Here is a 19,496-nt window from a genome sequence, read left to right as displayed (position 1 = left end):
AAGAATGCCTAGCGGTACAGCACCCGTTCCGCCAGTTCATCGGCCACTCGCGCCGGGGAGCGCTTTTCGGCCTGGGCGTGGGCGAAGATTTCCGTCAGCCGCTGGCTGATCTTCGACAGGTGGGCGGTGATGACCGGCAGTTCCGTGTTGCGGTGCTTGAGGGACACATAGATCAGCCCCCCGGAATTGATCACGTAGTCCGGCGCATAGAGAATCCCGCGGCGCTCCAGTTGATCGGCCACCTGCAGGTTGGTCAGTTGATTGTTGGCCGAACCCGCCACCGCCGAGCAGCGCAGTTGCGCCACGCTGAGGCTGTTGAGCACCGCCCCCAGGCCGCAGGGTGCGAGGATGTCGCAAGGGGTGCTGAGCAGAGAATCGTTGGCGATGGGATGGGCGCCCAGTTGCTCCATGGCCAGTTGCACCTTGCCGGCATCGATATCGCTGACCAGCAACTCCGCCCCGGCAGCGTGCAACTGCTCGGCCAGGGCATAGCCGACATTGCCCAGCCCCTGGATCGCCACCCGCAGGCCTTCCAGGTTGTCGCTGCCCAGGCGCGCCATGGCGGTGCTGCGAATGCCGGCGAACACTCCCATGGCGGCATGGGGGGCCGGGTCGCCCGCGGCACTGGTGCTGGTGACGTAACGGGTCTGCTGGGCGATGCAGTCCATGTCGGCCACCGAGGTGCCGCTGTCGATGGCGGTGATGTAGCGCCCGTCCAGTTGCTCGACGCATCGGCCGAAGGCTTCGAACAGGGCGGCGCGGCTTTCCACATGGGCGGGGCGGATGATCACGGCGGTACCGCCCCCCTGGGGCAGGCCGGCCAGGGCGGCCTTGTAGCTCATGCCCTGGGCCAGGCGCGCGGCATCCGTCACGGCACTGCTGTCGTCGGGGTAGGCGAGGTAACGACAGCCGCCCAGGGCGGGCCCCAGGCGGCTGTCGTGGATGGCGATCACTGCCTTCAACCCGGTACAGGGGTCGACGCTGAGGTGCAGCGATTCAAGGCGGGTGCTGTGCATGAGAGCGAACATCGACGGGCTCCCGAATCACTTCTTGTAGACGCCAGTATAGGCTTGCGCCTGGAATTTGCTGCGCCGCGCAGGAATAAGCCCCGGGGTTTTGCAGGCTTTGGGAAATAACCTGCTACCACGCATTTCAACACTGGACGAAGCTTCGTCACGAGGCTAAAACGAGGCATCCGTCGGAGATCGAGATGAACCCGCGCCAAGCTTTTTTCGCCTGTCTGCACCGCTCGCCACCCGCCCTGCTGGAAGCTGCCCTGTGGATTGCCGCCGAGCATGATCCCCAGGTGGTGCCCGGCCTGTTGCTGGAGGAGTTCAAGCAACTGCAGCAGCAAGTGGGCAGCAGCCTGCCGACGCTGCCGGCGAACGAGCTTGGCCAACCGCTGTTGCGCCGGCTCAACGACCTGGGTTTCCAGCAGGACGAACACCTACCCCTGCGGCCCCAGGCGGCGCTGATGGACAAGGTCCTGGAGCGTCGGCGCGGCCAGCCCCTGGCCCTGGCCCTGATCGCTCTGGAACTGGCGCAGCGGCTGCAGGTGCCGCTGGCGGGGGTGAACTTTCCAGGGCACTTCCTGCTGCGGGTGCCCGGTGCCGACCACCTGCTGGACCCGTGCGGCGGGCGCCGGCTGTACCCCAACGATTGCCGGGAACTGCTGCAACGCCAGTACGGCGCCCATATCAAGCTCAGCGCCGAGCACCTGGCCAGCGCCGAACCGCTGCAGATGTTCCAGCGCCTGTCACGCAACCTGCGCCAGTTGCACCTGTCCTACGACGACCACCTGGGGGCCCTGATCAATGCCGAACGGGTCCTGGAAATCGGCAACGGCAGCGCCGCCGACTACCTGGCCCGGGCCAGCCTCTACCAGCGCCTGGAATGCCCGAATGCCGAACGCTTCGACCTGGAGCACGCCCTGCTGCTCAGCGACGACCCGATCCAGCGCCTGCGCCTGACCGAACGCCTGGGGCACCTGCCGCCCAACACCATCGTGCACTGAATCCCCCGCTGTTTCGCGCCTGCCGTGCAACAAGGCCCGCCGCCCTTCTGCCTGCTGCAAGGATGAAAAAGCATGAACAGCGCCGAACGCTTCCTCCAGGATTTCCACCCGCGCCACCCCGGCACCACGCCAACGGCTGGGGGCTGTTGCTGATCCAGGCCAGGGCCGCATGACAGCAGCGCCCGGGCTCTGGCAGGATGGGCGGCTAACCCCAGGGAACGGACACAGCATGCTCATCAGAAAAGCCCACGGCGCCGACGCACAACGGGTCTTCGACATTCGCAACCAGGCCATCAACCAGCAGTGCGCCGGCCACTACCCCGAAGCGGACCTCCAGGTCTGGACAGCTGGCGAACTGAGTGACTACTTCATCGAAGTGGTGGAAAACACCGGCCATGTCGCGGTCATCGACAATCAGGTGACCGCCAGCGGCATGCTCGACCTGGCGACCGGGCAGGTCGACGCGGTGTTCGTCGACCCGGCCTACATGGGACGCGGCATCGGCCGCAAGATGATGGAGTACCTCGAAGAACGGGCGCTGGAAGCCGAGTTGCCCCACCTGATCCTGGATTCGACCCTCAACGCCGCCGACTTTTATCGCCGCTGCGGCTTCGTCGGTGAGCGCATCGCCCAGTACCAGTCGCCCCGGGGCCTGACCCTGGCCTGCGTGCCGATGATCAAGCACCTGGCACGCTGAACCCCCCTGCCCCTCAGGACTTGAGCGGCGCCTGCCGTTGCGCGGCCGGCCCCGCCTCACCCGAGGCCGACGCCAGGGGCGAACGCACCTGGATGATCAACAACGCCGCAAGCAGGGCCGGAATCGCGCAGAAGAAGAAAATCTGCTGCACCGGAATATGCATCGCCAGCAGCATGCTGCCGAACAGCGGACCGAGGATCGAACCGAAACGCCCCACGCCCAAAGCCCAGCCGGTGCCGGTGGCGCGTACCTGGGCCGGGTAGAAGTTGCTGGCGAAGGCATTCAGGGTCAACTGGCCACCGATGATGCAGAAGCCCGCGGCAAACACGAACACCACCAGGTAGCGCGGGTTGTCGTGGTTCAACCCCAGTAGCACGGTGCACAGTGCGGCGGCGCTGAGCACCGCGGCCAGCAGGCGCACCTTGCGTTTCAGGCGGTCGGCGAACCAGGCCATGCAGATCGCGCCGAGGGTGCCAGCGAAGAGGAACATCGAAGTCACCAGGTTGGCCTGCTTCAGGGCCAGGCCACTCTCCAGCAGCAGCGTCGGCAACCAGCTGATCATGAAATACAGCAGGATCAGGCTGACGAAAAAGGTCGCCCAGATCAGCAAGGTCGGCCGTGCATAGCCGTGGCGGAACAACTCCAGCACCGTGAGCTTGCTGTCCGCCTGCTCACCGCTGTTGAGCACTGCGGCCGGCGGTTGCCAGTCCGGGAGCATCTGTGCGGTGACATTGCGCAACCGCGCATAGGGCGGCGCGTCCCGCAGCAGGCGCGGCAGCGATTCGGGCAGGCGCCAGAGCAGGAAAGGAAACAGCAGCAGCGGCGTGATGCCGCCGGCGAGGAACACCGCTTCCCAGCCAAAGCGATCGATGAAGCCGGCGGCAACGAAACCACCCGCCGCGCCGCCAAAGGAGAAACCGCAGGCGGCCAGGGTCACCATCAGGGTGCGCAGGCGCGGCGGCGAATATTCGGACATCAGCGCCATCGCGCTGGGCATCGCCCCGCCCATGCCGATGCCACAGATAAAACGGGCGGCCATCAGGCTTTCCAGGGAATTGGCGAACACCATCAGCACCGTCAGGCTGGCGTAGATCAGCACGCAAACGAGCAAGATCCGGCGCACGCCAAAACGGTCGGCCAGGGGCGTCACCGCCAGGGACCCCAGGGTCAGGCCCAGCAGGTTGGCGCTGAACACCGGGCCGAAGGCGGCCTTCTCCAGCCCCCAGTCCTGGGCCAGGGCCGGCACCACATAGCCCAGGACCTGGGCGTCGTAGCCATCGGTGACCAGCAGCAAGGCGAGAAGCAACAAGAGCAACCACTGGTAGCGGGACACCGGGCGGGCGTCGAGCGCAGCACGAAAGCTGGCAATCTGATTTTGCATCGCAAGGTACCTGTTCGGTTTTTTATGGTTATGGGCAGCAATGTTGCGCAGGTCACAGGCGGTGACCGCTCAGGCCCCGTTGCGGGGCCTGGGTGATGCGGATGCCACGCTGCCCCGGATACCGGGCAGCGTGCGGGTTCAGGCTGGCGTATCCGGCTGGTTGGCCGGGTGCGCGGCCTGGAACGCCGGGTGCTCGGCGGCCAGGGCCGCGACCCGGAGGATCCGCGGATAAGCGTCCAGGGACACCTTGAAACGCTCGGCCGCATACAGCTGGGGAATCAGGAACACATCGGCCAGCCCCGGCTCATCGCCAAAACAGAAGCCCTGGTCGCCGATCAGTTGCTCCAGGGCCGCCAGCCCCTGGCTGATCCAGTGGTCGATCCACACCAGCAGTTGCGCTTCCTCATGGCCCCATTCCCGTAGCAGGTTCTGGGTGCTGGAGTTGTGCAGCGGATGAATGTCGCAGCCGATGATCGCGGCAACCGCCCGTTCCCGGGCGCGGCTGACCAGGTCCGTGGACAGCAGCGGCACCTGTGGATAACGCTCCTCCAGGTACTCGATGATTGCCAGCGACTGGATCAGCAGGTCGCCGTCATCGGTCCGCAGGGCCGGCACCCGGCCCTGCGGGTTGATCTCCAGGTACTCCGGCTGGCGATTCGCACCGCCCTTGGGCACCAGCAGATTGACCGGTATGGCCTGGAACTCCAGGCCCTTGAGGGCCAGAGCGATGCGCACCCGGTAGGACGCAGTAGAGCGGTAGTAGGTATAGAGCTGCATGAGGGCTCTCCCTTAACGTGCCGGCTGGACCGTGCCGCGGCATTCGCCGAAGCCGATGGAGGCGAAACCCTCACGGCTGCAACGCCCGCGCAGGATGATTTCATCGCCGTCCTCGAGGAACTTGCGCACCTCGCCGGACGCCAGTTCGATGGGTTTCTTGCCGCCTTCGGTGATCTCCAGCAGGCTGCCGAACTGGCCGCTCTCTGGGCCGGACAAGGTGCCCGAACCGAACAGGTCGCCGGCCTGCAACTGGCAGCCGTTGACGCTGTGGTGCGCAACCATCTGCGCCACGGTCCAGTACATGTACCGGGTGTTGCTCAGGGTCAGGCGGTGTGCCGGCAGGCCCTGCTCGCGCATGGTGCGGGTGGTCAGCAACACTTCCAGTTCGATGTCGAAGCCACCGGCGGCCTGGTCGCGCTTGTCCAGCAGGTACGGCAGCGGTTGCGGGTCGCCTTCAGGGCGCGGGGCCTGGGCCTGGCGGAACGGCTCCAGGGCCTCGGCGGTCACCACCCAGGGCGAAATGCTGGTAATGAAGCTTTTCGACAGGAACGGGCCCAGCGGCTGGTATTCCCAGGCCTGGATATCCCGCGCCGACCAGTCGTTGAGCAGGCAGAACCCGGCGATGTGTTCGGCGGCGTCGCCAATGGCGATGGGCTCGCCCATCTCGTTGCCCTGGCCGATCCAGATGCCCAGCTCCAATTCGTAGTCCAGGCGCGCGCAGGGGCCGAAAGTCGGTTCGGACTGCCCGGCCGGTAGGGTCTGGCCCTTGGGCCGGCGCACGTCGGCACCGGAAGTACGGATAGTGGAGGCGCGACCGTGGTAGCCGATCGGCACGTACTTGTAGTTGGGCAGCAGCGGGTTGTCGGGGCGAAACAGCTTGCCGACGTTCTGCGCGTGTTCGATGCCCACATAGAAGTCGGTGTAATCGTTGATCTTGGCCGGCAGGTGCATCTGGCAGTCCGCGGCCAGGGGCAGCAGTTTCGCCCCCTGGGCCTCGATCTTGCCGCGCAGGCTGCTGCCTTCGCCGAGCAGTTCCAGCAGGCGTTCGCGCAAGGCGACCCGGGCCGGGCGGCCGAGTTCGAAGAACGCATTCAGCTGGCCGCCACGGGCCGCCTGCACCGCAGCCTGGGCCTGGCCTTCGAACAGCCCGGCATCCAGCGCCGCTTCCAGGTCGAAAATCTGTTCGCCAATGGCGACCCCGCTGCGGGGCGCCGAACCCTGGGTGCTGAAGACGCCCAGGGGCAGGTTCTGCAACGGGAAGTCGGGGTGACCGTTGGCGGACTCGACCCAGCTACGGGTGATGGTGGGCAAGGTCATGGGTTATCTCCGATTCGGGTTGAAGGTGACGGGCAGCGAGGCCCAGCAAGCATCGTAGTCGTTCTGCAGCTCTGGGCACTCCAGGGCGAACTGGCTCGGGCGCAGCACCTGGCTGGTCTCGAACATGAAGGCCATGGTGTTGTCGATCTTGGCCGGCTGCAACTGGGCGTTGATCGCCTTGGTGCAGGTCTCGCCGTCCGGGCCGTGGGCGCTCATGCAACTGTGCAGCGACGCGCCGCCGGGCAGGAAGCCTTCGGCCTTGGCATCGTAGGCGCCCTGGATCAGGCCCATGAACTCGTTCATCAGGTTGCGGTGGAACCACGGTGGACGGAAGGTGTTCTCGGCCACCATCCAGCGTGGCGGAAAGATCACGAAGTCCAGGTTGGCCAGGCCCGGCACGCTGGTGGGCGAGGTCAATACGGTGAAGATCGACGGGTCCGGGTGGTCGAAGCTGACGGTGCCAATGGTGTTGAAACGACGCAGGTCGTATTTGTACGGCACGTTGTTGCCGTGCCAGGCCACCACGTTCAGTGGCGAGTGGTCGAGCTCGCAGCCCCAGAGCTCGCCGAGGTACTTCTGGACGAGCGTGGTGGGCTGGCGCAGGTCTTCGTAATGAGCCACGGGGGCCAGGAAATCCCGGGGGTTGGCCAGGCCGTTGCTGCCAATCGGCCCAAGGTCCGGCAGGCGCAGCGGCGCACCGTGGTTCTCGGCGACGTAGCCACGGGCTTGCGGGTCCAGCAGTTCTATGCGGAATTTCAGCCCGCGAGGCAGCACGGCGATTTCCAATGGCTCCAGGTCCAGCATGCCCAGTTCGGTGACGATGCGCAGGCGGCCCAGCTCCGGCACCAGCAGCAGCTCGCCATCGGCATTGAAGAACACCCGCTCCATCGAGCGGTTGGCACGGTAGTGATAGACGCTGATACCCGCCGGCTTCTGCGCAGCCGAGTTGGCCACCATCGCCACCAGGCCGTCGATGAAATCGGTGGGCTCGCTTGGAATCTGCAGGGGGCTCCAGCGCAGTCGGTTGGGGGTGACCTCACCCAGGGGGCCGCCTGCCAGCTGGCGCGCAAGCTTGGCGAAAGCCGGGTGCTTGGCCGAGGGCTGGATGCGGTACATCCAGGTACGCCGGGCTTCGCTGCGGGTCATGGTGAAGGCGGTGCCGGAAAACAGTTCGGCGTACAGGCCATAAGGGGCTTTTTGCGGGGAGTTCTGGCCGACGGGCAGCGCCCCTGGCAGGGCCTCGCTGGCAAATTCGTTGCCGAAGCCCGATTGGTAGCTGAGGGCCGACGCCGAAGAATCGAGGTTCATGGAGCCTCCTGGAAGTTGGAATAGGCAGGGGCCCACCACTCCCTCACAAGAGCTATCGGCACGCCTGGGTTATTTTTATCGTAATCCAATTACGCATAACGTAATTTGATTGCCCAGGAGCGTCAAGCTATAAAGACCGCCACTTGTCACGGGACCCCAATGCCTCCATGGAAAAGCCGCGCAGCATCAGCGACAGCACCGGTAAACAGAAAGTCCGCTCGGCCGAGGTCGGTACCGACATCCTCAAGGCCCTGGCCGAACTGTCGCCGGCCACTTCCCTTTCGCGCCTGGCCGAACATGTGCAGATGCCGGCAAGCAAGGTGCATCGCTACCTGCAGGCCTTGATTGCCAGCGGCTTTGCCGAACAGAACAGCGCCACCAATCACTACGGCCTGGGCCGCGAAGCCCTGCGGGTAGGCCTGGCCGCCCTGGGCAGCATGGACGTACTGAAAGTCGCGACCCTGCCCCTGGCGGAACTGCGGGACGAATTGAACGAAACCTGCTTCCTCGCGGTGTGGGGCAACCAGGGCGCGACGGTGGTGCATATCGAACCGGCGGTGCGGGCGGTGACCGTGGTCACTCAACTGGGCTCGGTGCTGCCACTGCTCAGTTCATCCACCGGGCTGGTGTTCAACGCCTACCTGCCACAGCGCGAAACCCTCGACCTGCGCCAGCAGGAACTGGCAACCGGCAGCCCCCACGCCCTGGCCGACAAGCAGGTGCACGATGCCCTGGCCGAGCAGATTCGCCAGCGCGGGCTGCACCATGTCCACGGTTTGCTGATGCCCGGTGTCGATGCCCTGTCGGCGCCGGTGTTCGATGCCACCGGCAAAATCGCCGCGGTGCTGACCGTGGTAGGGCCGACGTCGCTGTTCCACGCCGATGAACATGGGCCCGCAGCCCAACGTCTGCTGGCGGCCAGCTCTGCAGTGAGCTGGCGCATGGGTTATCAGCCGCAATAACCGCTAGCGCTCAACTCATCAGCCCCAGGGCCTGGGCCTTGGCTACCGCCTGGGTACGCCGCTCCACCCCCAGTTTGCTGTGAATCCGGCGCCCGTGGGTCTTCACGGTATGCAGGGAAATGAACAATTGCTCGGCGATCTGCTGGTTTGAACAGCCCTGGGCGATCAGTTGCAGCACTTGCAGTTCCCGCAGGCTGAGCAGGCTTTCGCGGTTTTCCAGGGGGCCTGCCGATGACGGCGTCTGCAGCGCTTCCCCCGCAGCCAGCAAGAGTGGTTGCCGCAGGCGCAGTTCGTGCAGTGCCTGCGGCAGGTTGCATCGCTGCACTAGTGCCTGCCCGGCCTGCAATGCTTCCTGCGCCAGCGCCGGGTTGCCTTGCAGGTGGGCGACCTCGGCCAGGGCCAGTTGCACCTCGGCCTCCAACCCCTGCATGCCGTGGCGTTGGGCCCGGGCCAGCAGCCCCTGCAAGGTAGCGATCGGCGCCTGGGCCCGCCCCAGGTGCACCTCGGCCAGCACCAGCAGGTATTCGATCCCCGGAATCAACTCCAGGGTGGCCGGTGGCGCCTGTAGCGCCTGGGGGCCGCGAAAGTGCCGGAGCAAGCGGCTCAAGGCCTCCTGAGCCAGCTCCGGTCGCCCCTGTTGCAGCCAGAGCTGGCTGCTGACCTGCAACAGCACGCCCCGGTACACCGTGTCGGGAATCTGCCGCTGCTGCATCAGCCGCTCCGCATCCCGCAGGCGTACGAAGGCCTGGGCATAATCACCCTGGTTGGCCGCCAGTTGGGCCTGGCCGAGGAAACCATACAAGGCACGCTTGTCGTGGCTCAGCAGGCAATCCTCGAGGCCGCTGCGAAAGTAGCCGGCCGCCTGCTCTGCATGCCCCTGGCGCAAGGCCAGGCGACCGAGACGCAGGGCGATGCGACCGAGCAGCGGGGTCGCCCGCAGCGCCTGCATCGACAAGCGCTCACAGACCTGCTCCAGCAGGCTCTGGGCCCGATGCGGCGCGCCCCTTTGCTCCAGCAACTGGGCATGGTCCAGTTCCAGCAGGCCTTCGAACAGCTGGGCATCCTGGGCCCGGGCCAGGCACAGGGCTTCACGATTGAGGGCCTGGGCCACATCCAGCTCCGCACCCAGCAGGGCCTGCTGGGTCAGCCCCGACAGGCACAGCAGGCGGGTGGTCCAGGCGCTGTCCGCCAGCTCATCCAGGGCCTCGATAAAATGCTGCCGCGCCGCCGCCATCCGCCCGCTCAGGTGCAGCAGCCAGCCCTGCTGTGCCTGCCAGCGGGCCAGCAACTGACGCTGCTGCGCTGCCGAGGGCTGGGGGGCGAACCGGGCCATCTGCGCCATGCACTGCCCCGCCTGCTCGAAGCGCCCGGCAAACAGCATGGCCGCAACCAGCAGCCCCACCAGGTGCGGCGACACCAGCAAGAGTTCGCCACCGTGGCGCTCATGCAGTTGCAGCAACAGCAGCGCATTGTCCTGCTGGAACAGGAACTCGAAACTGAAATGCTCCAGCAGGCTGACCGCGACTTCATACTCTTGGGCCCGCAGCGCCTGCTCAAAGGCCGACTGCCAATCCTCCTGGGCAATGAACCACTGGCAGGCCCGGCGATGCCAGGAGCGCCCGCCCGGCCAGGCCTCGTCGCGCATCAGCCGGGCCAGCGGCGGAAACACCTGGAGCCAGTCGCCGCCACCGTCCCAGGGTTCGATGAAGCAGGCCATGTCCTGCAGGGTCCGCAGGTACTGGGCACCCTCCCCGACGCCGAACAGATGCTCGCACAGCTCGGCGTTGAAACGTGGCAGGTGCGCCAGTACTTGCCAGACTTGCGCCAGCTCCGCCGGCAGCACGCTGAACAGCTCGTGCTCCAGGTACTCCAGCAAGGTATTGGGGCGCCCCGGCTTGCAGGGCTGAATCGTCAGCTCGCTGCCTTCCAGCAAGGCAATGCGCACCCCGGCGCACCAGCCGCCACTGCGTTGCAGAATGCGACTGGCGGTCTGCGCACACAGGGGTTGCGGCAGCCGTTGCAGCAGTTGCTCGATCTCGGTCTGGCTGAATGCCAGTGCCGGGCCGTCCAGCTCGAACAACTGATCGTCCAGCAGCAGGCGTGGCCAGTTGCACAGGGGCCGGCGACGGCAACCCAGCCACCAGGTCAACTGCGGGTTGTCCAGGCTCAGCAGGCGATCGAGCAGCAGGTCCAGGTCCGCAGCCGCGACCCGGCAATAGTCATCGATGAAGATCCAGGCCGGCGCCTGCAGGTGCGCCAGGTGCTGCAGCACCGTGGCTTCGTCATCGCGCTCCAGCCCCAGGGCCTGGGCCAGGGCAGCGCACAGCCCCTGCGGGCTATGCCGCCCGCCGGACAACGGCAACCAGCTCACCCGGCAGGTCTCCGGTGCCTGTTGCAGGCACTCAGCCAGCAGCGCCGTCTTGCCGCTGCCGGCAGGCGCGCAAAGCAGCTTGACCCGCGCACCGGAGGCCAGCAACGGCGCGCTCAGGCGGCTGCGGGAAAAATGATGGGAGGACAAACGGGGCATGAACCCGGGACGCTCTGGACAACGAGTCATGGCGGTCATTGCGGCGTGCCTTTTTATAGTTTTAGCCAGCGTAGCCCCACCCTAGCCCCGACCTCCCGGCCAGTTGAAGAAGTATTCAGCAGGCTGATCAGCCCCCATAAAAAAACCGACCAGGCAGTCGGATAACTGCCAGTCAAGAGGAACGCAGTATTGCCGCGACTGTGGCGAGCAAGCTCGCTTGCCAGGACTGGCCGCCATAAAAAGCCGCACGCCCCAAGAGCGTGCGGCTCGACCATTGCTCCACTGCAACCCAAGAGGCGCCTAGCGCACTCCGCTGGCGCGCAGGGCCGCCGGGGTGTAGTCGGCCGCCTTGGCGGCAAAGCCGAACTCCAGGCTGTGCTTCTCTTCGTTCTTCATGCCCAGGGCCAGGTAACGGCCGGCGTTCAGGTCATACAGGGCCTCCAGGGTGTAGGCCGGTACCTGGTGGTCGTAGTAGTACTGCACATGACCTTCGGCTACCCGCCACAGTTGGCCGCGTCCGTCATAGTGGTCCACCAGGGCCACCTGCCAGCTGTCCTCGTCGATGTACATGTGCCGAGTGGCGTAGATGTGCCGCTGGTTGGGCTTGACCGTGCCCACCACTTCCCACACCCGGTGCAGTTCATAGCGGGTCAGGTCCTGGTTGATGTGCCCGGCCTTGACGATGTCGTCGTACTTGAGGCTCGGGGAATCCAGCTTGTAGCTGTTGTAGGGGATGTACATCTCCTTCTTGCCCACCAGCTTCCAGTCGTAACGGTCGGGAGCACCGGAGAACATGTCGAAGTTGTCCGAGGTGCGCAGGCCGTCGGCGGCGGTGCCCGGGCCGTCGTAGGCCACTTGCGGGGCGCGGCGCACGCGACGCTGGCCCGCGTTGTAGATCCATGCCGAACGCGGTTCCTTGACCTGGTCCAGGGTCTCGTGGACCAGCAGCACGTTGCCCGCCAGCCGCGCCGGGGCGGTCACCGACTGCTTGAAGAAGTTCTGCACGTTGGCCGCCTTGGCCGGATCCAGGTCCGGGATCAGTTGCGGCGCCGCCACCTCTTCCTCGAAACGGATCGAGGTGTAGCTGCCGTTGGTCTGCGGGGTGACCTGGGTGACGATGCGCTTCTGGTTGCCGCCGTGATAACGGGTCAGGTGGTTCCACAGCACCTCGATGCCGTTCTTCGGAATCGGGAAGGCGTAGTAGCGGTTGCCGGTAAAGTTGGCCAGGCCGTTGCCGTCGTTGGTAGTGGTCACGCTCAAGGCGCTGCGCTTGGCCGACTCGTAGATCTCGGGTGGCAGGCCGACGCTGCGGTGAGTGGGGTAGACCGGGATCCGGTAGCTGTCCGGGTAGCGCTTGAACATCGCCACCTGGCCGTCCGAAAGCTTGTCCTTGTATTTGTCCACCGTCGCCGCGGTGATGATGAACAGCGGTTTTTCATTGGCGAACGGGTCGGCGAGAAAGCCCTTGCTGTCCACCGCCCCGGCATTCTTGGGAATGCCTCCGGTCCAGGCCGGGATCGAGCCGTCGGCATTACCGGCTTTTTCCGCACCCACCGGGGTCAGGCTGGTTCCCAGCTTGGCGGCTTCTTCCGGGCTCACGGCGGCCATCAGGTTGGCCGCCCACAACCCCAGTGCCAGGGCGCTGCATTGCAGAATCATCTTGCGCATTCAAATGCTCCTTCTTGTGCCGGTTCAGAAGTTCACGCCAAAGCTCAACGCGAGGAAGTCCCGGTCGGTCAGGGTGTTGTAGCGCCCGCCAAAAAAGTCGGTGTAGCTGAGGCTGGCGGTGTAGGTGTTGCGGTAGTCGGCATCCACGCCAACGCTCAGGGCCTTGGCGCCCTGGTTGAACAGGCCGTTGGGACCGTAGCCGTTGACGTCATGGGACCAGGAAAGGTTGGGCTTGAAGTTGATGCCGGCGATCACGTTGCTGTAGTCGAGGATGGCCCGGGCGCGATAGCCCCAGGAGGTGGCCGTGACGAAACCGTCGGTGTCGCCCCCATAGCCGTATTGGCCGTACACCGAGTCCCGGCCGTAGCGCAGCTTGCTCTTGTCTTCCAGGCCTCCGACGTGGACCACTGCCGCCTCGCCCACCAGGGTCAGGCGGTCGGCCCCCAGCACCTGATCGAAGAACTGGGTCATGGAACTCTGGATCTGAGTGATTTCCTTGCGCCGGTAGCCGGTGTTGTCGGCCCCCATGGCGGTCTTGATCGGCGACGCCGCGCCCCCGGAAATAGGGTTGAGCAGGGCCAGGGTCAGGTCGTTGGTGTTGACCTGCACCGGCGCGTTGGGCCGATAGCTGATCTCGCCGGTCCAGGCGGTGCCGGTGGGCAGGGTGGTGGAGAAACTGGCGCCATACAGGCGGATGTCTTCCGGGTATTCGAGGTAGTACTGGCCACGGCCAAGCATCACGCTTTGCACCAGGCCACTGCCAGAACCCGGAACGATGCCGTTGGCGACGCCGGCAATCGCGCCCAGGGTCGCCGGACTCACATTGGCGGTGGTGGTACTCACCACCGGGCTGCGGGAGTGGTAGTTCATGAAGTACAGGCCGTACTCGGTGTCATCGCCGAGCCAGCGCAGGGCGGCGCCCCACTGCCCGGAGTCGCGGGCATCACGATCACCGCCGCGGGGCAGGATCACCCCTTCGCGGGTCACCTGGAAGCCCTGGCCGAAGGCCGCCGCCACCGGCTGCAACGGCGCGATGGCCGGGCTGCCGACGGTGTAGCCGGTGGTGCAGCCATCGGCCACCACGTCGTTGCCGAAGAAGGTGCCGCAGTTGTCCACCACGGTCTGGTCCCACTCCAGCTGATAGAAGCCTTCCACGGTCAGCTGGTTGGTCAGGCCCTGGGAAGCGAACAGCATGTTCACCGGCACCAGGCCTTCCTTGATTTCGGCGCCGGGGCGGCGAAAGGCCGAGACGTCCACAGGGTTGATGCTGTTGATGGAGTTGCCGATGAAGGTGCTCTCGCCCCAGCTGACCACCTGCTTGCCGGCACGCACGGTACCCGGCAGGTCGGCAATGGAATAGTTGTGGTAGACGAAGGCATCGAGGATCTGCGCCCCCGATGACTTGGCGCCCTCCTTGCGGTTGTGGTCGCTGATGGGCTTGAACTCGCGGTCTTCGTCCTTGAGCTCGAAGTCGTACCAGTACTTGCCGCGAACGAAGACCCCGGTGTCGCCGTACTTGAGTTCCAGGTCATGCAGGCCCTTGAAGATCTTCGAGAAGGTTTCGCCCTTCTTGAAGTTCAGGCGGCCATCGTCGCCGGTGGACGACTGGGCGGTACCGCCATTGACCGTTCCGACGAAGGCGCGGTCGGCATTGCGCATGCCCCAGCTGGCACCAACCGATAGCGACGAGTCGAACTGCCCTTCGATTTCCCCGATGTTGAACGACACCGCCTGCGCCTGGGCGCAGCAGCCCAGCGCCACCGCAACGGCCAGCGCCTGCGGTTTGAAGATGGCGCGCATTGTTATTCTTGTCATGCGTCTTCCCCGGTGAGTGACAGGAGGCCTCACCCTACTGCCGGGGTAGCACGGTCGATAAGCGCACCAAGGAGGTATTCGCGCTGTCACTCGAAGGGATTAGTGCCCTTGCCATCACGGCCGTTCAAGGGGTTATCCAGCGGCTGGATGCAGGCTTATCAGGGGCGTCGATGCAGGGGGATGACCGGGGCGAAAAAACGCTCAGACTGTTGCTCAGGCTGTAACAGTCCTTGTCCTGAATCGCTATTTTTCCGTACCCGGCCAGGGCTTATTCTTCACTCGCAGTCACGGCAAACAACCGCTTGCCACTGACCTTGCAAGTACCGGGCACGAACTGTTCCCGGGAATGATTTCCAGCCGCTTGAAGGCGTGTGATTCAAGCTGCTGCCCCTGGTTCACCGACGTTGATTTTGTAGCTCCTTGATCTAACGTCTTGCTTCGGCCGCTGCTCTTGCAGCGGCCTTTTTTATGCCTGGAACACCAGAGGAAAGTGGCAACTACGCCGCGTCGTCCTCGCTCTCGTCGTAATGAAACTTGTGCAGCAGACGGTGCGCCACTGGGGACAGGATCAAGCCCAGGGTGGCAGCGAAGACCAGGTTGGTATAAAGCCCGTAGCTGGCAAAAAACAGTTTGCCACCAGGGGTTTGCGGCATGTTGATGGGGCCGATGCCGCCGAGGATCATGGCCGCGTCATACAAGGCGTCATGGAAGGAAATGTCTTGTTCGAAGTACAGCAGGCCGCTGATACCCAGCAGCACCGAGAAGATGATCAGCGCCAGCACCACCAGCCCATGCATGCATAAACGGCGGATGAACAGCAGCCGCGACAATACCGGCTGATCCTTTGACTCATACATATGCAGCACTCCCTGTTCGTTCGCGGACCGTCGAGCATAGTGACGAACGCTGCAGGAGTAAAACCGCCGGGGCCAGGGCCCGGCGGGGTGATGCATCCAGTGCTGAAAACCCGGCGCACTTAGCGCTAGAAGCCGGCCCCTATCACCCTGGCACAGGCGATAGGGGATGGACAAAGGGGCGCTTCAGAGGGCGTACTTTTGCAGATTCTGCATCATCTCCTTCAACGCCTCGATATTGTCCTTGGGGTGAGCCGCGCCCTCGAAGTCGCAGATCTGCTGCCAGTGGGCCGCCACGTCTTCCGGGGAAAAGCCCTGGCGAGGATCGAAGCCGGCGCCCAGGCTGCGCTCCCAGCGCACCTTGCCGATCCAGCCGCCGCCCACTTCGAACAGGCCGGAGGTTTCCTGGCACTGCTCGCTGCCCAGGTACACCACCAGCGGGCTGACCAGTTCGGGCTTGAGCTGCTCGAACACCTGGGGCGGAATCAGCCCCTCGGTCATCCGCGTACCGCCGGTGGGCGCGATGGCGTTGACCAGGATGTTGTTCTTGCGCCCTTCGATGGCCAAAGTCCGGGTCAGGCCGTACAGGCCGAGCTTGGCCATGCCGTAGTTGGACTGGCCGAAGTTGCCATAGATGCCCGAGGTGGAAGCGGTGAAGATCACCCGGCCATACCCCTGGTCGCGCAGGTATGGCCAGGCGGCGCGGGTGACCTTGTAGGCCCCCTCGACATGCACCCGATACACCAGGTCCCAATCGGCGTCCTCCATCTTGTGGAAGGTCTTGTCCCGCAGGATCCCCGCGTTGTTGACCACCACATCGACCCGACCAAACACATCCAGGGCGTTCTGCACGATCTTTTCACCGTCGGTGACCGAGTCATGGCTGGCTTCGGCGATACCGCCGGCCTCGCGGATCTGCGCCACCACGCGGTCGGCGGCCGAAGCGCTGGCGCCTTCGCCCTGGGCCGAGCCGCCGAGGTCGTTGACCAGCACCTTGGCGCCGTGCCGGGCGAACAGCAGTGCATGGGCCCGGCCCAGGCCACCGCCGGCCCCGGTGACGATCACCACTTTATCTTCCAAGCGCACAGACTCACTCATACCGAACTCCAGCAGGGCCAATGGACAATGCTTCGAGTGTCAGGCAGCCAGCCTTTGGTCACAATAAAAACGTTTTGACCTGAATGGTGCGCAATAAGGCAGCGGGATAATCGCCTTGCCCGCTCAAGGCCGCGGGGTTCAGGAACACGCCAACCGTGATGATGGCGACAGCAGATTGTCGCGAAACTCCAGGTAATGCTTGAGCACCTCCAGGGGCGCTTCGATCTGCGGGTAATGCCCGATGCTCGGCAGCAGCACCGTGTCGGCCCGTGGGATCAATTGCCGATAGCGCTCCACCATGTGTGCCCCGGAAATCGGGTCCAGGGCACCATCGATCACCCGCAGGGGCACCTCGCCGCGCTGCATGGCACTGACCCAACGTTCACGCCGGGCCCGGCGTTCAGGGATATAGCCGATCAGCTTGTGCAGGATTCGCGGGCCATCGTTGCTCTGCACCAGGCTCCAGAAATCATCCAGCACCGACTCGCTGGGGCGGTTCTGGGGGCCGAATATCTGCCGGAAACTCTTGGCCAGGCCCTGGCGGCTGAACGTTCTCCCGAGCATCCAGCCCAGCGGGCTGAGCAGCAGCTTCTGGGTCAGCACCGGGCGATGGGTTTCCGGGAACAGGCCGCCGTTGAGAAACACGCAACTGGCGATATCGATCCGCTCTTCGTAGTGCCGGGCCAGCAACTCCTGGGCAACGCTGTCGCCGTAGTCGTGGGCCAGCAGATGCACCGGCTCGGTGATACCCAGATGGGCCAGCAGCGCCTGCTGCAGGTCAGCCTGCTCCAGCAGGCTGTAGTCATGCTCCAGGGGCTTGGCCGAATCACCGAAGCCCAGCATGTCGCAGGCGATCACCTGATGATGCCGGGCCAGGGGCTGCCACAGGTAGTGCCAGTCCCAGCTGGCGGTGGGAAAGCCATGGATCAGCAGCAGCGGCTCGCCCTGCCCGGCTACCCAGTAACGGATGCGCTGGCCGCGAAAGAGCAGGTCATGTCCGCGTGTACGCCACACGCACAGCGGGATCTCGGCAATAGGCATCAGAGCGTGTAACCCGGGTCGAGTTGATCGAGTTTGCGCAGCAGGGCCGGCCAGGCCAGAGCGCCGCCCATGCCCTGAGCGCTGCGGGTGACACCAGCGATCATCGCCCTGGCCCCGGCCAGGATCGGCGCAGGGATGGCAATCAGCTCGGCGCCGCCGTTCTGCGCCAGCACCTGGATCTCGCAGGCGCGCTGGAAGGTGAACATCATCAGGAAGGTGTCGGCGATGGTCGCGCCGCAGGTGAGCAGGCCATGGTTGTGCAGCATCAGGAAACTGTTGTCCCCCAGGTCGGCCTGCAGCCGGACCTTCTCCTCGGGGTTCAGGGCCACACCTTCATAGGGGTGGTAACCCAGGCTCGACAACACGAACAGCGACTGCTGGCTGATGGGCAACACGCCCTGCTTCTGCGCCGACACCGCAATCCCGGCCGCGGTATGGGTGTGCAGCACGCAAACCACATCGTGACGCACCGCATGCACCGCGCTGTGAATGGTGTAGCCCGCCGGGTTGATCTCGTAGGGGCTGTCCATCAGCTTGTTGCCGGCCTGGTCGACCTTCACCAGGCTCGACGCGGTGATCTCGTGGAACATCAGGCCAAACGGGTTGATCAGGAAATCTTCGGTGCCCGGCACCTTGGCGGATATGTGGGTGAAAATCAGGTCGTCCCAGCCATGCATCGCCACCAGGCGATAGCAGGCGGCCAGGTCCACGCGGGTTTGCCACTCGATGGCGCTGACCTGGTTTTTTACACTCGGTGTCGATTGAACGGGGGCTAGGCTCACGGCAAGGACCTCGGTGATGGTTCTTATAGGAAGAGGACCTCCAGAGTCTAGACAGCTCACGCCGCTGGCGGAGTTGCATTGGCAGCCAGCTTGATGGCCGTGCGGGTCAGCCGGGAATCAGGCCCTGGCCCGGGGCTTGCGCGTCAAAGCAACGACGCCAGCAAAGGCGCGGCGAACAGGTTCAGAAGCCCGGTCAGGACCATCACCAGCCCTGCCACCGAACCTTCTTCACCCCCCACTTCATGGGCCCGGCTGACCCCTGCACCATGGGCCCCGACGCCAAACAGGGCGCCGCGGGCCAGGGCGCTGCGCAGCGGCAGCCAGCGCAGCAGCACACCGCCGAGCATGGCCCCGAATACCCCGGTGAACATCACGAATACCGCGGTCAGCTCGGGTACGCCGCCCAGGTCATGGGCCAGGGGCATGGCGAACGGCGTGGTGATGGAGCGCGGCACCAGGGACAGGGTCACCGAGCTGTCCAGGGCCAGGGCCTTGGCCAGGCCGAACGAGCTGCCAATGGAAGCCGCGCTGCCCGCCAGCATGCCCAGCAGCAATGCCGACCAGTGGCGCATCAGCAGTTGCCGCTGCTGCCAGATGGGAATGGCGAAGGCCACGGTCACCGGCCCCAGTACCAGCATCAGCCAGTGGGTATTGGCGGCGTATTCGGCGTAGGCGGTGTGCAGCGGCACGGCGACCGCCAGCAGCAGGGCCGGCACCAGAATCAGCGGCGACAGCAGGTAGCGCCCGGTGCGCCGGTAGATCCAGCGGCTGAACAGGTAGGCGCCCAGGGTCAGGGCCAGCCAGAACACCGGCATGGCTTCAAGCTTCATGGCGCATCCTCCAGCGGCACACCAGTTCCACGGTCAAGGCTGTCACCAGCATCACCAGCAGGGTGCTGACGCCTATTACCAGCAGTATCCGCCAGCCGTCCTGGCGCAGCAGGCCGCCGTAGTCCAGCAGGCTCATGAGTGCGGGAATGAAGAACAGCAGCATCTCGGCCATCAACAGGCCGGCCCCCAGCTGCAGGGCCGCCGGCTTGACCCAGCCCAGGGCGAAGGCCAGCAGCAACAGCGCAAGGCCCATGACCCCGCCAGGAATCGGCCAGGGCAGCCAGCTGGCCAGTTGGCAGCCGAGAAAATAGATGGCCAGCAGCACCGCCAGTTCAAGAATCAGGCGGCCCAGGCGTTTGCAGGTGGAAATGTTCATGGTGGTTCGGTCCTCTCAGGGGCTTATTTTATGAAAAGCCCCATCATTA

The 19,496-nt window shown here is 65.0% G+C and carries 17 protein-coding genes; 3 read left to right on the top strand and 14 right to left on the bottom strand.

The window, feature by feature from the left end:
* Positions 1–8: 8 nt before the first annotated feature.
* Positions 9–1,028, bottom strand: coding sequence for a Leu/Phe/Val dehydrogenase (locus AC07R1_RS26430; RefSeq protein WP_011059327.1), 1,020 nt, complete (start codon positions 1,026–1,028; stop codon positions 9–11).
* Between the two features lie 182 nt (positions 1,029–1,210).
* Here AC07R1_RS26430 and AC07R1_RS26425 point away from each other — a divergent pair, with 182 nt between their 5' ends.
* Both AC07R1_RS26425 and AC07R1_RS26420 read left to right on the top strand, forming a co-directional pair.
* Positions 1,211–2,014, top strand: a complete 804-nt coding sequence (locus AC07R1_RS26425; RefSeq protein WP_011059326.1) for a SirB1 family protein — start codon at positions 1,211–1,213, stop codon at positions 2,012–2,014.
* Positions 2,015–2,243: 229 nt separating this feature from the next.
* A complete protein-coding gene (locus tag AC07R1_RS26420; RefSeq protein ID WP_019093362.1) occupies positions 2,244–2,711 on the top strand; it encodes a GNAT family N-acetyltransferase in 468 nt (155 codons plus the stop codon).
* A 13-nt stretch (positions 2,712–2,724) separates the two neighbouring features.
* Here the strand turns inward: AC07R1_RS26420 and AC07R1_RS26415 are convergent, their stop codons facing one another.
* From AC07R1_RS26415 to hmgA, 4 genes are all read right to left on the bottom strand, one after another.
* On the bottom strand, positions 2,725–4,092 hold the full coding sequence (locus AC07R1_RS26415; RefSeq protein WP_103289898.1) for an MFS transporter: 1,368 nt from the start codon (positions 4,090–4,092) through the stop codon (positions 2,725–2,727).
* 138 nt (positions 4,093–4,230) lie between these two features.
* Positions 4,231–4,869: a maleylacetoacetate isomerase gene (gene maiA / locus AC07R1_RS26410; RefSeq protein WP_019093360.1), complete on the bottom strand. Its 639-nt coding sequence runs from the start codon at positions 4,867–4,869 to the stop codon at positions 4,231–4,233.
* Positions 4,870–4,881: 12 nt separating this feature from the next.
* Complete coding sequence (fahA, locus tag AC07R1_RS26405; protein ID WP_011059322.1) at positions 4,882–6,186, bottom strand: fumarylacetoacetase; 1,305 nt, start codon at positions 6,184–6,186, stop codon at positions 4,882–4,884.
* 3 nt (positions 6,187–6,189) lie between these two features.
* A complete protein-coding gene (gene hmgA / locus AC07R1_RS26400) occupies positions 6,190–7,494 on the bottom strand; it encodes a homogentisate 1,2-dioxygenase (protein WP_011059321.1) in 1,305 nt (434 codons plus the stop codon).
* A 167-nt stretch (positions 7,495–7,661) separates the two neighbouring features.
* On the opposite strand from hmgA, the gene AC07R1_RS26395 reads away from it, so the two are divergent.
* Positions 7,662–8,456, top strand: a complete 795-nt coding sequence (locus tag AC07R1_RS26395) for an IclR family transcriptional regulator (protein WP_011059320.1) — start codon at positions 7,662–7,664, stop codon at positions 8,454–8,456.
* A gap of 10 nt (positions 8,457–8,466) precedes the next feature.
* Here the strand turns inward: AC07R1_RS26395 and AC07R1_RS26390 are convergent, their stop codons facing one another.
* From AC07R1_RS26390 to AC07R1_RS26350, 9 genes are all read right to left on the bottom strand, one after another.
* The gene (locus AC07R1_RS26390; RefSeq protein WP_495111102.1) at positions 8,467–11,022 is read right to left on the bottom strand and encodes a LuxR C-terminal-related transcriptional regulator; all 2,556 of its coding nucleotides are present in this window, start codon (positions 11,020–11,022) and stop codon (positions 8,467–8,469) included.
* Between the two features lie 261 nt (positions 11,023–11,283).
* Positions 11,284–12,651 (bottom strand): DUF1329 domain-containing protein, encoded by a 1,368-nt coding sequence (locus AC07R1_RS26385; protein WP_495111101.1) that lies wholly within the window; start codon positions 12,649–12,651, stop codon positions 11,284–11,286.
* 24 nt (positions 12,652–12,675) lie between these two features.
* Positions 12,676–14,466 carry a DUF1302 domain-containing protein gene (locus AC07R1_RS26380; RefSeq protein WP_019093357.1) on the bottom strand — a complete coding sequence of 597 codons (1,791 nt, stop codon included), beginning with the start codon at positions 14,464–14,466 and terminating at the stop codon, positions 12,676–12,678.
* A gap of 497 nt (positions 14,467–14,963) precedes the next feature.
* On the bottom strand, positions 14,964–15,323 hold the full coding sequence (locus AC07R1_RS26375) for a hypothetical protein (RefSeq protein WP_019093356.1): 360 nt from the start codon (positions 15,321–15,323) through the stop codon (positions 14,964–14,966).
* Between the two features lie 183 nt (positions 15,324–15,506).
* Positions 15,507–16,418, bottom strand: a complete 912-nt coding sequence (locus AC07R1_RS26370; RefSeq protein WP_492617722.1) for an SDR family oxidoreductase — start codon at positions 16,416–16,418, stop codon at positions 15,507–15,509.
* Positions 16,419–16,556: 138 nt separating this feature from the next.
* Positions 16,557–17,459 (bottom strand): alpha/beta fold hydrolase, encoded by a 903-nt coding sequence (locus tag AC07R1_RS26365; protein ID WP_495111100.1) that lies wholly within the window; start codon positions 17,457–17,459, stop codon positions 16,557–16,559.
* Entirely contained in the window at positions 17,459–18,241 is a 783-nt protein-coding gene (locus tag AC07R1_RS26360) for a class II aldolase/adducin family protein (protein WP_495111099.1), read from the bottom strand. The genes AC07R1_RS26365 and AC07R1_RS26360 overlap by 1 nt, the downstream gene beginning before the upstream one ends.
* 143 nt (positions 18,242–18,384) lie before the next feature.
* Entirely contained in the window at positions 18,385–19,071 is a 687-nt protein-coding gene (locus AC07R1_RS26355; protein ID WP_011059312.1) for an LrgB family protein, read from the bottom strand.
* Positions 19,061–19,447, bottom strand: coding sequence for a CidA/LrgA family protein (locus tag AC07R1_RS26350; protein ID WP_011059311.1), 387 nt, complete (start codon positions 19,445–19,447; stop codon positions 19,061–19,063). Before AC07R1_RS26350 ends, AC07R1_RS26355 begins: the two co-directional genes overlap by 11 nt.
* Positions 19,448–19,496 lie beyond the last annotated feature (49 nt).

It is taken from the genome of Pseudomonas sp. GW821-FHT07F01 (genome assembly GCF_059418825.1).
This window is presented reverse-complemented; position numbering and strand designations above follow the sequence as displayed.

Bases quoted from the DNA above. Each gene is read 5' to 3' on its own strand.
- AC07R1_RS26430 (WP_011059327.1), bottom strand. From the start codon at position 1,028: ATGTTCGCTCTCATGCACAGCACCCGCCTTGAATCGCTGCACCTCAGC.
- AC07R1_RS26425 (WP_011059326.1), top strand. From the start codon at position 1,211: ATGAACCCGCGCCAAGCTTTTTTCGCCTGTCTGCACCGCTCGCCACCC.
- AC07R1_RS26420 (WP_019093362.1), top strand. From the start codon at position 2,244: ATGCTCATCAGAAAAGCCCACGGCGCCGACGCACAACGGGTCTTCGAC.
- AC07R1_RS26415 (WP_103289898.1), bottom strand. From the start codon at position 4,092: ATGCAAAATCAGATTGCCAGCTTTCGTGCTGCGCTCGACGCCCGCCCG.
- maiA (WP_019093360.1), bottom strand. From the start codon at position 4,869: ATGCAGCTCTATACCTACTACCGCTCTACTGCGTCCTACCGGGTGCGC.
- fahA (WP_011059322.1), bottom strand. From the start codon at position 6,186: ATGACCTTGCCCACCATCACCCGTAGCTGGGTCGAGTCCGCCAACGGT.
- hmgA (WP_011059321.1), bottom strand. From the start codon at position 7,494: ATGAACCTCGATTCTTCGGCGTCGGCCCTCAGCTACCAATCGGGCTTC.
- AC07R1_RS26395 (WP_011059320.1), top strand. From the start codon at position 7,662: ATGGAAAAGCCGCGCAGCATCAGCGACAGCACCGGTAAACAGAAAGTC.
- AC07R1_RS26390 (WP_495111102.1), bottom strand. From the start codon at position 11,022: ATGACCGCCATGACTCGTTGTCCAGAGCGTCCCGGGTTCATGCCCCGT.
- AC07R1_RS26385 (WP_495111101.1), bottom strand. From the start codon at position 12,651: ATGCGCAAGATGATTCTGCAATGCAGCGCCCTGGCACTGGGGTTGTGG.
- AC07R1_RS26380 (WP_019093357.1), bottom strand. From the start codon at position 14,466: ATGACAAGAATAACAATGCGCGCCATCTTCAAACCGCAGGCGCTGGCC.
- AC07R1_RS26375 (WP_019093356.1), bottom strand. From the start codon at position 15,323: ATGTATGAGTCAAAGGATCAGCCGGTATTGTCGCGGCTGCTGTTCATC.
- AC07R1_RS26370 (WP_492617722.1), bottom strand. From the start codon at position 16,418: ATGAGTGAGTCTGTGCGCTTGGAAGATAAAGTGGTGATCGTCACCGGG.
- AC07R1_RS26365 (WP_495111100.1), bottom strand. From the start codon at position 17,459: ATGCCTATTGCCGAGATCCCGCTGTGCGTGTGGCGTACACGCGGACAT.
- AC07R1_RS26355 (WP_011059312.1), bottom strand. From the start codon at position 19,071: ATGAAGCTTGAAGCCATGCCGGTGTTCTGGCTGGCCCTGACCCTGGGC.
- AC07R1_RS26350 (WP_011059311.1), bottom strand. From the start codon at position 19,447: ATGAACATTTCCACCTGCAAACGCCTGGGCCGCCTGATTCTTGAACTG.